This is a genomic window from Psychromonas sp. (assembly GCF_983033635.1).
This window is the reverse complement of sequence record NZ_CEZLMY010000108.1, coordinates 1-11,865: the sequence shown is the minus strand read 5'-3', so window position 1 is coordinate 11,865 and position 11,865 is coordinate 1. Positions and strand designations below refer to the sequence as shown.

The 11,865-nt window shown below is 40.7% G+C and carries 10 protein-coding genes; 4 read left to right on the top strand and 6 right to left on the bottom strand.

What is annotated here, in order from left to right:
- Positions 1-330: 330 nt before the first annotated feature.
- Complete coding sequence (locus tag AC4GME_RS13065; protein ID WP_490379537.1) at positions 331-2,388, bottom strand: hypothetical protein; 2,058 nt, start codon at positions 2,386-2,388, stop codon at positions 331-333.
- Between the two features lie 536 nt (positions 2,389-2,924).
- The gene (locus tag AC4GME_RS13060) at positions 2,925-4,280 is read right to left on the bottom strand and encodes a BamA/TamA family outer membrane protein (RefSeq protein WP_490377074.1); all 1,356 of its coding nucleotides are present in this window, start codon (positions 4,278-4,280) and stop codon (positions 2,925-2,927) included.
- 222 nt (positions 4,281-4,502) lie between these two features.
- On the opposite strand from AC4GME_RS13060, the gene AC4GME_RS13055 reads away from it, so the two are divergent.
- Positions 4,503-5,417 carry an aldo/keto reductase gene (locus tag AC4GME_RS13055; protein ID WP_490377075.1) on the top strand — a complete coding sequence of 305 codons (915 nt, stop codon included), beginning with the start codon at positions 4,503-4,505 and terminating at the stop codon, positions 5,415-5,417.
- An 80-nt stretch (positions 5,418-5,497) separates the two neighbouring features.
- Here AC4GME_RS13055 and AC4GME_RS13050 read toward each other — a convergent pair whose 3' ends face one another.
- Positions 5,498-6,133, bottom strand: coding sequence for a LysE family translocator (locus AC4GME_RS13050; RefSeq protein ID WP_490377076.1), 636 nt, complete (start codon positions 6,131-6,133; stop codon positions 5,498-5,500).
- A 260-nt stretch (positions 6,134-6,393) separates the two neighbouring features.
- Between AC4GME_RS13050 and mobB the strand changes: the two genes are divergently transcribed.
- Positions 6,394-6,924 (top strand): molybdopterin-guanine dinucleotide biosynthesis protein B, encoded by a 531-nt coding sequence (mobB, locus tag AC4GME_RS13045; RefSeq protein ID WP_490377077.1) that lies wholly within the window; start codon positions 6,394-6,396, stop codon positions 6,922-6,924.
- 44 nt (positions 6,925-6,968) lie between these two features.
- On the opposite strand, the gene AC4GME_RS13040 is transcribed toward mobB, so the two are convergent.
- The 3 genes from AC4GME_RS13040 to AC4GME_RS13030 form a co-directional block, all read right to left on the bottom strand.
- Complete coding sequence (locus AC4GME_RS13040) at positions 6,969-7,712, bottom strand: hypothetical protein (RefSeq protein ID WP_490377078.1); 744 nt, start codon at positions 7,710-7,712, stop codon at positions 6,969-6,971.
- A 169-nt stretch (positions 7,713-7,881) separates the two neighbouring features.
- Positions 7,882-8,127 (bottom strand): hypothetical protein, encoded by a 246-nt coding sequence (locus AC4GME_RS13035; protein WP_490379536.1) that lies wholly within the window; start codon positions 8,125-8,127, stop codon positions 7,882-7,884.
- Positions 8,128-8,435: 308 nt separating this feature from the next.
- On the bottom strand, positions 8,436-9,158 hold the full coding sequence (locus AC4GME_RS13030; protein WP_490377079.1) for a tRNA-uridine aminocarboxypropyltransferase: 723 nt from the start codon (positions 9,156-9,158) through the stop codon (positions 8,436-8,438).
- A gap of 76 nt (positions 9,159-9,234) precedes the next feature.
- Between AC4GME_RS13030 and AC4GME_RS13025 the strand changes: the two genes are divergently transcribed.
- Both AC4GME_RS13025 and AC4GME_RS13020 read left to right on the top strand, forming a co-directional pair.
- Positions 9,235-11,151 (top strand): RecQ family ATP-dependent DNA helicase, encoded by a 1,917-nt coding sequence (locus AC4GME_RS13025; protein WP_490377080.1) that lies wholly within the window; start codon positions 9,235-9,237, stop codon positions 11,149-11,151.
- Positions 11,152-11,208: 57 nt separating this feature from the next.
- A complete protein-coding gene (locus AC4GME_RS13020; protein ID WP_490377081.1) occupies positions 11,209-11,784 on the top strand; it encodes a TetR/AcrR family transcriptional regulator in 576 nt (191 codons plus the stop codon).
- Positions 11,785-11,865: the final 81 nt, after the last annotated feature.

Below are 11,865 nucleotides of genomic sequence, written 5' to 3'. Positions count from 1 at the left end.
ACCTGGTTTGGGACCAGGGGGTCAAAGGTTCGAATCCTTTATCACCGACCACATTTAGAAAAGCCCGTAACACTTCAATGTGTTACGGGCTTTTTGCTTTCTACGAACCTCTAACAGAGAAAACCTTGGGGTATTCACTGGTTTGATGCCTCTACCATCGAGCACATTAAGAAAGCCCGTAACATTGAAGAATGTTACGGGCTTTTTGCTTATGATAAGTTGGGACAAGCAGATTTTGAATTCTATAAATTCATTAAATTAGGATTTAATAACTAATGGATGTCCCCGAATTATTCTATTTATTTTTATTAATAAAATAAGCAAAGTTTATCAGCGTCTACTACGTGTAGTACTTGGCTTTCTTTGCCGCTGCTGAATTCTTTGATTTCCTTTTTTCCTGTCTTGCTGGTTACGATTAAGTTGTTGATTACTTTTTGTTGTTTGTTGTTTCTTAGCGCCACTTTCGTTATCCCAGCCCTTATTGGTTTTTGTCTCCCAGCCCTTTCCTGTGCTGCGGTGCACATTACCTTTACTATCTGCGTAGACATTATTTTTACGCTTTGGAGCTGCCTTTGATCTCGCTTGTTGTTGATTTTTATTGCTGATCATACTGCTACGGCTTTGATTACGCTGAGATCGATAGATATTGTCTCTGGATGCGTTTCGTTTTCCTGCTTTATAACCTGCACGATAACCTTTTCGACTACCGTGTTTATATCCTCGACGATAACTACCGTAGCGACCTGGTCCCCACCATCCTCCTCGGTACCATCCGCCACGACCAATAGTAAATGTAAATGGTCCGTTACTGTAACTTAGGCCAAAGCGCCACCCCCCACGAGGGTTATAACGAACATGAAATCCCCAGGTGGAAGGGCGTGGGTAGTAATAGCGGCCATACCATCCGTGATACCAGTAGCCTGTGCCGTACACAATCGTATTGTGATAAATATATACGTTACTATAACCTTGAGTGTAACCTATATAAACTACCTCAGGTGTGTAGCTGTAAATATGTACAAAGGTGACGTAATAGAGAGGTGACTCAGGGGGAATTGTGTAGATATCCGCTGGAATTGCTGTTGCAACCTGCCATTTTCCTGTTGCTGTATCTGCAACAAACCACACCGCCTGATCTAGGGCAAAATAGCTACCTTTAAAGCGAATAACTGGGGTGGCGCTATTGCCTGCATAGGAAAGTTGCGTCCCTTCTATTGTTTTAAAGATTGGAGAACCATCATACTCAACAGTCAAGCTGGCTTTGTTACGTTCGATAGTTGCTGTTTGTGGTACTTGAGCATCCATTACCGCTTCTTCTGCTTCCTCTGTGCCAGGCACTGCATAACGAACCGTCGCCACTTCTGATTCTTGAGGGATGTTTGGAAAGTCGCGAGGTAACTCCTCTCCCATTATATGTTTCCATGGCCCATTGAGCGATTTGCTATTGTACCAGCGGCCAGAAAGTAGGATGTAGTATTGCTGTTTTTTTATATCCATCAATACGTCACTTTCGGTATTGCTGACATAAAGAAGATCGGTACCGTTAACCGGGGTGAACTTAGGTTTTCCGGTACTTGATATCAGTTCCGTTGGCACTGTCGAGACTATTATTTTAGGCGCAGGACCATCAATTTGATCTCCTTCAATACCCGTGTCTTCATACTCTTCAGATACAGGAGCCATGCTGGCTATTTTAGAGGGAACTGAATGAGTTAACTTCCATTCTCCGCGAATCTCTTTTGCCTTATACCAATTAGTAGCATCTGCATTTAGGTACCAGTAGCTATCACTGCTATCTTGAATAATAGTGAATGGCGTGTTGATCACTCGTGTGATGCCATTTTCTTGTTTTAATTGAGGCTCTCCATCAATACTGATTAATACTGCTGGTTCGTTAATAAACAATATTTTCGGTGGGGCATTATTAATATTTTCTGCTGTTTTTTCACGATCTTGCACATGCTCTAACGTAGCAATTAGGTTATCCATATCAATAGGAAGCTGGTTTTTGGGAAGCTCTTTTTCAATCAACTCACTAAGTCGGTTGGCATTTTCAGTTTTTTCATTAGGAAAACGCACGCGGGTGATTTTAACATCCTCAAATGTAGCCGATCGGGCTGCGCGATCCGTGTTAAGACGAGCACTAAACCAGATCGCTCCAAACACGGGCTGTTCACGGTCTGTTAACTCCAGAGCAACGGCTGCACGGGCAAATAATTTATTTCCTTCTAACTTTTCGGGTTGAGGCTGGTAGATCACAATGATTCCCAGCTCAAAAGGGATCTCTCTAGGCCAAGCTGAATAATTCAGATCCGTTGCTGACGTTGTTATGGGAATAAGGATTAGAGTGAGTAATAGATAAGTCAATTTCCATATATGTTTATGCATTGTTTACATCCTTCCTAACGGAGTTTTTTAAGAGGTTACTTGTTAAAGAGTATCTGGTTTTATTCAAATAGCAGGAAAAGAAGCAGAACACTGAAAGCATTTGATTAACTTGTGAGTCAGCTCTGCCTTTGGCCTTGTATGTATATTTTTGTATATTCCGCAAGAGTTATGCACTAGCCTGTTCAGACTAGTGCATAACTGCTAGATCATTAATCAGATAGAACACTGATTAATCGCAAGATCTCCACGAGCTTTCTTCCCTATTTCACTGCGCTTGACGGGTTATATCAGATACCAGTTGCTTCATCGCCTCATCAAAATTAACCACAAATCTCTTTTTGTTCGATAGATAGTGGCAGTACCGACATTTAGAAAATCTGAAATGTCTTTGTCCTGATATCTTCTGGAGTCAGCCATCAGAAGGATGTACGCTCTCTTTTTTATGGATCGAACGCAAGATGCTCTGGCTTTTTATTAAACATACAAGTTCTAGTGAACGACGATATATATTATATGCGCTGCTGGAGAGCAGTTTTTTAAAACGGCTGATTGAGCATCACCCACATAGCCGATCCTTCATCACCAAATGCCATTTCAAAACGGACGGGGACCTTAGCCGCTAATGCGCGCACACTAAAGCCGACATCAAATTTCATATCACTTAGCAGTGTCGTAATGTTATATTGTTCAGCGACACGTCCTGCTTCAACAAATATTACGGTTTGGAACCAATCAATTGGAAATGGTGACCAGTGCTGATCTGCCATTGGATTTAAGCTGGGTATTAAGCGATATTCAATTGCACCGTAGATAGCCGCTTTATCATTAAAACGATTACTATCGTAAGCACGCATACGCGTCCAGCCACCTAACCTTGCGCCTTCCCACATTGGTGTTTGATGTTTATCGAGTACACCATTCGGGTGTAATTTAGCGGATTTATCCCATGAGGGGGAATAAGCCGTCCAGCCATTAAAGGCTAAAACGTTTTGTCTGCTCCAGGAGAAATTGGGCAGTTCGATATAGTGTGAATAATCAAATTCCAATGCATTCCAGCTTTGTGTGGAGTTGCCTAGACCGAAATCAGCAGATAGTTTACCTGTAAATGCATAGCCTCGCGAGGGATTACGGGGGTAATCTGTATTGTTATGCTCTAGATATAAACGTAAGCCATTGCTATTAATTGCAGGCTCCTCGATAAATCTTTCAGCGCTCCATTCTGAGTAAAAAATTTCACTGCCCAAAATAGTTTGCCCGCTGGTAAATACCTCCCCACCACCAGTTAAATCACGATTAACAGCTATACCACGGCGTAATTGAATCTCTGGCAAAATGGTATTTTCACTTTCACCCCATGGCAATACATAACGAAAATCAAGATTAAACCAATCATTGTCGCCTTGTGTTTGCAGTGGCGTCAGAGTATCTGATTCTAAGTCTTTTACTGAGTCATTACCGCCCTCAAGATATAAGCGTTGGTTCGGGTAATATGCATAAGCACCAAGGAAGCTAATAAATAGACGATCAGAAAATGAGGGATTATAACTGCTAACGGCAAGCATACCGCCTTGAGTGCGTTTTTGATCCGCCTCATTGTTAAACGTTTCTTTAACGTCTAACTCTTCCCCCATAAATGCGGTGGCAACTATGGTCATTTGCGGCTGCACAAAACCATCAAAAATAGCGACTGCGCCACCTGTTAGCCCCATGCTGTCGGAGCTGAAGATATAAGGTAAAACCATCCAGGTACTTTGTTTCTGCTCGGGACGGTTAAGTTCTTCAGTAATAAATTCGCTGGCGACGGCAAAATGGGGAAGGAGAATAAAAGCGCAAAAAGTAAAAACGCTACCCAGTCGTTTTTTTAGCAGGTATTGAATAAAGTTGTCTTTCATGATTTCCATATCTGTTATTGCTGTTATTGCTGTTAAGCAAGTAGTTTGCTGTGATTATAGTGGTTAGTTACGATCTAACAATCTTGATAAAGCAGATTTGGGTCAGGAGCCCTTTTTTTGTATCTAAATGTAACACTTTTGTCTGTTTATCATTTTATTGTAATTCTTAGTGCTAGACTAAATTTTCATATACACAGATTAATCCCCTATTTGGAGTTTGTTATGAGTATCGTTCAAAAAGTTTTAATGGCACCACAAGGCCCTGAATTTTCTCAATTAGTACAAGGTTACTGGCGCTTAGGTGAGTGGAATATGAACGCGCAGGCGCGTTTGACCTTCCTAAAAGAGCATGTTGAAATGGGCATCAGCACGGTTGATCATGCGGCTATCTATGACGCAGGTAACTGTGAAACTCTGTTTGGCGAAGCGTTAAAACTTGATCCCGCTATGCGTGCGCAAATTGAAATCGTCTCTAAATTTGGTATTAATGGCATCGCTCCGGCAACGGGGGAAAAACGCGTTTCACATTACGACAGCAGTAAACAAAGTATTTTAACTTCTACTGAAAATTCACTAAAACGCTTAGGTGTTGAACAGTTAGATACTTTGTTAGTGCATCGCCCCGATTTTTTAATGGATGCGGATCAAGTAGCCGAGGCTTTTTCTGAATTAAAACAAAGCGGCAAAGTGAAGCACTTTGGCGTATCAAACTTTACAAGCTCACAGTTTGATCTATTGCAGTCGCGCTTAGATGCGCCCTTAGTGACTAATCAGGTTGAAATCAACCCGATTAACTTTAGCGTTCTTGAAGATGGCACTTGTGATCAACTGCAGCAATATCGCGTCCGCCCGATGGCATGGTCATGTTTAGCGGGTGGTGGAATTTTCAGTGAACAAACAGATCAGGCAAGACGATTGCGCGGCGCGCTAACCGAACTCACTGATGAGCTAGGGGCTAATTCAATAGAGCAGGTTGTTTTTGCCTGGGTATTAAAGCACCCCTCTAACCCGGTGGCATTAATTGGTTCAGGCAAAATAGAGCGAGTTAAAGAGGCGGTTGGCGCATTAGCACTGCAGATGAATACCGAACAGTGGTATCGAGTATGGGTGGCATCAAAAGGTTTTGCTGTGCCGTAGAGCGATAGCTATATTTTGGCTATGCACTCCCCGATTGCATTTGGGGAGTTTCTATTTTCAATATCCAAAGCTTTTTTAATTCAAAGTAACGCCACTCCTAATTTCACTGCAAAAATCAGCAATACGATGCCCATTACGCGTTCAAATAGATATCCGTGGCTAACAAATTTTGCACGCACTTTATGGTGTGAAAAGAAAAATGAAACCAGTGAAAACCATAATGCTGTGGTAATGGTTATCCAAAAACCATAAATAGTTTGCACTGCTAATGGTGTATCGATGCTAACAATTGTGGTGAATATAGCCAAAAAGAACAGGGTTGCTTTGGGGTTGAGCAGGTTAGTCATAAAACCAAGCATAAAGGCGCGTTTGTGATGATTTTTATCAATATCTACTTTTATTTGCGCGCTCTCTGCTGTTTTTGCTTTGCTAAATAACAGGTTCAGCCCAAGATAGGTTAAATACGAGGCACCTGCAATTTTAGCAAGCATAAAGGCCATTTCTGATTGGGTGATAATAAAGCCGATCCCAAGCAGGGTATACAGCACATGCATAGAGATACCTGCGCCAATGCCTAAGCTGGTGATAATTGCGGTTTTGCGCCCAAAACTAATACTTTGGCGGATCACGATTGCAAAATCGGGTCCTGGGGAAATAACTGCTAGAAAATGGATCAGGGTAAGCATTAAAAATTCATTAACATACGGCGCGATCATTGTTCTTCCAAAAAAGTATTTAAGCTTCTATTATCTAAGTGTTGAGTATAATGAATTAATATAAAGCTTACTAATACCATTCTAGATAAGTACCTGATCTTTTATACTGGTAAAATAAACCATCTCTGCGTTATAAGTTTTGTAAAGGGAACAACCATTTACTGCAACTCATGCCTTGATATGATTTATTTTTCCTACGCCTAAATTGACCACTTACCTAGAATGGTATAACGAATCGTTTTTTTATATAAGGTGAATTTATGTCTGAACTTTTTAACTTCCCCGTACCTTTGCTGGGGTTTGCGGCCTTTAGCGGTACAGGTAAAACCACGCTCTTAGAGCAGCTGATTCCAGTATTAACCAAGCAAGGTTTAAATGTGGCATTAGTGAAACACAGCCATCACGATATAGAAATAGATCAACCTGGTAAAGACAGTTATCGACTGCGTAAATCGGGGGCTTCACAAGTAGTTTTAGCAGGACCTCATCGCTCTATTTTGTTCTGCGAATATGCAGAGCAACAAGAGAGTAAACTGGCTGAACAATTAGCTCTATTGCAAGTTGATGGATTGGATTTGGTGCTGGTGGAGGGGTTTCGTGATCAGCCATTTAATAAAATTGAGTTACATCGCAGCGCACTGAATAAGCCATTTATGTTTATAAGAGATGAGTCGATTATTGCTGTGGCGTGTGATGTCAGAGTTGCTGGTTGTGAGTTGCCGTTACTGGATTTTAATAATGTTGAAGCGATTGCAAAGTTTGTCAGTGCATTTGTGAAAGCTAAGGTTTAGGCCTTATACCCAAGCGGTTGGGGTATAAGGCAGGGAATTTGAGCTTATCTTTCCAGTGGGGCGCTTAAGATAAAATCGAGAAGAGAGTCTTTCGGTATTTGAATATCATCACCTTTAGTTAAAAGAGCTGCCCCGACACCTACTTTTGCGCCAGTTTTCGCGCCATCACTGCCATCAATTAAACCGCCAATCGCAGCAGCTCTTGCTGTTCTGCCAACACTTGTTTTTGCAGTATTGTCCCCTTGGCCGCTTACTGGCTGAGTTCTGATTGCGACCATCACGTCATTGATGGAAATATCTCTAAGTTCAAGCGTCATGGAGGCAGTGCCTGCAATACGTCCGGCCTTTTTCACATTTGTTAATACGCCGTAAACTTTTGAGCCTTTTTTAGCGACAATAATGTCACCGGACATTAGGTTTGCTTCAAGTACTGCGGTAAAACGCTGCCCAGTTTTATTGTTTCGCGTATCTACAGATTCAGCCATGCGTACCGTAAGGGCTGTGCCGGCTGGTACGGTGGCAGAACTATTATCGCTGTCTGCTGTTGTTTGCTGTTCAACTTTTTCGCTCTTTGTAGTGCTTTCAGTCAGATCAATAGAAGCGACATCTTTGACAGGTAAACGCATCTCAATACCGCTCATATCGAGAACCAGTGTTTTACTATCTTGGCTTTTAATATCACCTTCAAAGCTACGACCATCTTTTAGAGTGACGGTAGCAGCATTGGCCAGTGATATTGAAAAAATGCTAATAAAAATTACATACAGAATTTTGTTGGTCAGTTTCATAATTAGTCTCTCTATGTTTTGTGATGTTAATCTCAGTTTAGACAAGATAAAAGATTTATTCCTTATCGTAAAGAGGTTTTAATTTGCTGCAAGTTAATACTTACAGCTGCCTTTTATTAAGTCAGTTTAATATTGAGCAAGTTGTTTTTACTATTAAACAGGTCATTATTTATGACCAGGATTGTAATAAAAACTCCAGAAAACGCCCCTGTAATGTATAAATGTACTCATCATAGGTGATGCATTTTAAAGCAACAGTAACAAGCACTAAATTCATAATAAGTGATAGAGTTGCCAGGATAACAAGCAGCCAGAATCCATAAGTGCGTTTTAGTTTACCCGCTTCTTTTTTCTTTTTATCAGCAAATGATTTGATAATTATTATGTTATTGGAATTTGTTTTTTGTTCAGTCAAATTATAACCCCGCTAAATGACCGCTATGCTAATGCATCATATCGCTGAAACTTCATGAGGGACACTATCTTAAATAAACTTTATTTTTGATGTAAATGTAGTCACTTTTGGCGAATTTTAACAATGCTATTGTTAATAATTTTGAACTGAAAATAGCAAAAATCATGCGTCAGCTCGGGAGTGTTTTTCTCTGGCGCATAACAGTTTTTCTTTAAGCTAAGTTATTGATAGATTAAATGGCAAAAGAAAAGATCCAGACCTAAACGCAGACCCTAAGTTAATCGTAAATATGGAATATTGAACGGAAACTATTTTTTACCCAACAATGCCTGAAAGCGAAACTGAGTCGCATTTTCAGGTAGTTGTTTACGCTCTTTGCCTACCATATAATTTTCTTTAAAGGTCTCAAATAACAGATCCATGATTGTAGCGTTCTCTGACTCACCGATAAATTCCAAAACCCGTCCTGCAACTTCTGCTGTGGCCAGCTGATTATCTTTAACCGCTTTTCGTAGCAGATAACGAGAGATGCTTTCTGGCGAAAATGATAAAACCGGAAAGTTATTAAGATAGGGGCTCTTACGAAACATCTTTTTCGCTTGTGCCCAACTGGCATCCAGTAAAATAAATAGCGGCCGTTTGTTCTTTTCGGGAGCTTGATATTTATGCATTACACGTTCGGGTGCAGTGTACTCTTCGGGAAAAATAACAATTGGTTGCCATTTCGGATCTTTTAATAATTCCAGCAGTTGAGGCTCAGGCTGAGTGCGCGACCAGATAAAGGCTAAGGTGTCGGGAATCAGATCGGCAATTAAACGCCCGGTATTGCTCGGCTTTAAAATTTCATCGTCATACATTAATAGCAAAAAAGCACTGTTTGTTGAAAGCGTTTTTTTAATATCACAGATGCACAAATAGGGTAATAACATGCAATAACTGCAGCGTTCAATGCGCCCGCCACGCGCTAAAAAAGGACGTGTGCATTGACTTAATCGTTGCTGATAAAGTTTATGAAGTGCATGAATTCGCATAAGTTCTTATTGGTTTGAGTGAGAGTGCTGATTATATGCTATAAATAACTTTCAGTTAATAAGCTAAGGTTTATAGATGAAGCAGTTACTTGAGCAGTATTTTGGATTTTCGACCTTTAGAGCCGGGCAAGAGCAGGTTATTCAAGCATTAATCAATGGTCAAAGTGCCGCTGCAATTTTCCCTACCGGCTCGGGTAAATCATTATGTTATCAGCTTCCTGCATTACATCTTCCACATCTAACTTTGGTAGTTTCTCCGCTGCTTGCCTTGATTCAAGATCAATTGCAGTTTCTGCAGAATAAAGGCATCAGTGCATCGAGTATTCATTCAATGCAAACCCCGGCTGAATCATCCGCAGTTTATAATGCGGTTGCTAACGGGCAGGTTAAAATTTTATTTATCTCGGTGGAACGCCTCAACAGTGAGCGTTTTCGATTGTTTCTAAAACAGCTTCCGATCTCTTTACTGGTGATCGATGAGGCGCACTGTATATCGGAATGGGGACATAATTTTCGCCCCGATTATCTGAAACTAGCACAATACCGCCGCGAATTTAATATTCCACAGGTGCTGTTATTAACTGCAACTGCGACCTCTAAAGTTATAAAAGATATGGCGGAAAAGTTTACGATCACACCACAAAATATTACCTTAACCGGGTCCTATCGCCCGAACCTGAATTTATCGGTACAGGGGGTGACCAGTGAAAATAAACTAAATGTTCTACTGCCCTGGTTAAAACAGCGTGTGCAGTTATCGGGCATTATTTATGTGACCTTGCAGAAAAGTGCAGAAGATCTGGCCAATTTATTAAAACAGCAGGGTATAAATGCAACGCCTTATCATGCAGGTTTGCCTAATGAACGACGAGTCGCCATTCAGCAAGATTTTATGGCAGGGCAACTACCCGTAATTGTTGCGACTATTGCATTTGGTATGGGCATTGATAAAAGCGATATTCGCTTTGTGGTGCATTATGATCTGCCAAAATCGATAGAAAACTATTCGCAGGAGATAGGGCGTGCGGGGCGTGATGGTTTACAGGCCGATTGCCTGGTTTTAGCCAATAAAAACAATCTTAATATTTTGGAAAATTTTGTTTATGGCGATACCCCTGAGCCGAGTGCGATTGATTATATTTTAAATGAAATTTTGCAAGCAGGTGGTCAATGGGAAGTGCTGATGAACAGCCTCTCGAGCAAATCCAATATCCGTTTGTTAGCGCTGAAAACATTGTTGGTTTATTTAGAGTTACAGGGGGTATTACAACCCGCTTACAGTTATTACGCGGAATATAAATACAAATTGCTAGTACCTGAAAATGAGTTGCTGGGACGCTTTAAAGATGAGCGTTATCACTTTGTGCAGGCGATTTTACAGAGCTCAGATAAAGCACGGACTTGGGCGACCATTAATTTTGAGAAGCTACAATCCTTTTATTCTAGCGATCGTAGCCGGGTGATCACTGCCATTGATTATCTTGATCAGCAAGGTCTGATTGAACTGCAAACCAAGCAGATGACTCAGGTTTATAAAGTCTTTAAAGAGGCTATAAATGAAAATTTACGCGATCTACTAGTGTTGCGATTTAAAGAGAAAGAGAAAAGTGAAATACAACGTATCCATTTTTTATTAGATTTTTTTGCCAGTCAGAAATGTTTGAATTTACAGCTTGCCAATTATTTCTCTGATAGCAATTTACAGCAGCCTTGCGGGCACTGCTCTGTATGCATGGGACAAGTAGCTGTAATGCCTCAGCCTCCTGTTTTAAAGCCGCTTAATCAATATGATTTTGAGCAATTAAGTGTGCAGATTAGTGATAAATTGGCAGAGCAGAAAACCCCCGTATTGTTAGCTCGTTTCTTTTGTGGATTAACAACACCTATTTTTACGCGTTTGAAAGTGCGTAATTTGCAAGGTTTTGCGCTGTTAGAAGCGTATCGATTTGCAGAGGTGAAAGAGTGGATTGAAGGGCATATGCGTCCTGAGTAATCTTGCTCTGTGGAAATAAGCGTCTTACAATCAATTTGATAGAAACAGGAGGATAAAATGGTCGATGAACAAGCTGAGCGTATTTTATCTGCTGGGCTGCAATTATTAAAAGAATTGGGTTGTGAAGGTTTCTCGATGGCGAAAGTGGCAGACAGAGCAGCTCTACCGCAAAGTACGGTCTTATTACATTTTAAAAATAAAAGCGTTTTGTTAGATGTTTTATTCAGCGATTTTATCGATGCTTATTTTGTACATTTGCGAAACTATCAAGCCCCGGCACGCAAGGTCGCCGAGCAGGCGTTAGGCTCGCTGTTGCTGCATATGCTTAAATATCGTGAAAGTACGCTTTGTGCACAGTTATTTAAAGAGTTTTGGGTCTTTTCTAACCATCATAAAAGTGGTCGCTTAGCGTTAGATCAATATTACCGTGAGTTGCATGCCGTTATTGTTGAACACTTAAGAAATATCGCTCCGGTTGGCTGCGCAGAGCAAAAAATACAGTTTTCAGCTTCTACTTTATTACCCTTTGTAGAGGGCTATAGTATTACACGTGCAACCTTACCGATTTCAATATTGCAATTAGTAGATCAGCTTAGCCTTGTCCTAAAAAGAATTTTATATCAGCCAGAGTAAATAAGCTCAACTCGGGATAAGCAAATCGATACAGTGCAGCTATTTTCACCTATTTCTGCGTTAAATCAGCTACCAATAGCC

What these genes read in the sequence shown, in the direction of transcription:
- AC4GME_RS13065 (WP_490379537.1), bottom strand. Translation starts at nt 2,388, where the DNA reads ATGCATAAACATATATGGAAATTGACTTATCTATTACTCACTCTAATC.
- AC4GME_RS13060 (WP_490377074.1), bottom strand. Translation starts at nt 4,280, where the DNA reads ATGAAAGACAACTTTATTCAATACCTGCTAAAAAAACGACTGGGTAGC.
- AC4GME_RS13055 (WP_490377075.1), top strand. Translation starts at nt 4,503, where the DNA reads ATGAGTATCGTTCAAAAAGTTTTAATGGCACCACAAGGCCCTGAATTT.
- AC4GME_RS13050 (WP_490377076.1), bottom strand. Translation starts at nt 6,133, where the DNA reads ATGATCGCGCCGTATGTTAATGAATTTTTAATGCTTACCCTGATCCAT.
- mobB (WP_490377077.1), top strand. Translation starts at nt 6,394, where the DNA reads ATGTCTGAACTTTTTAACTTCCCCGTACCTTTGCTGGGGTTTGCGGCC.
- AC4GME_RS13040 (WP_490377078.1), bottom strand. Translation starts at nt 7,712, where the DNA reads ATGAAACTGACCAACAAAATTCTGTATGTAATTTTTATTAGCATTTTT.
- AC4GME_RS13030 (WP_490377079.1), bottom strand. Translation starts at nt 9,158, where the DNA reads ATGCGAATTCATGCACTTCATAAACTTTATCAGCAACGATTAAGTCAA.
- AC4GME_RS13025 (WP_490377080.1), top strand. Translation starts at nt 9,235, where the DNA reads ATGAAGCAGTTACTTGAGCAGTATTTTGGATTTTCGACCTTTAGAGCC.
- AC4GME_RS13020 (WP_490377081.1), top strand. Translation starts at nt 11,209, where the DNA reads ATGGTCGATGAACAAGCTGAGCGTATTTTATCTGCTGGGCTGCAATTA.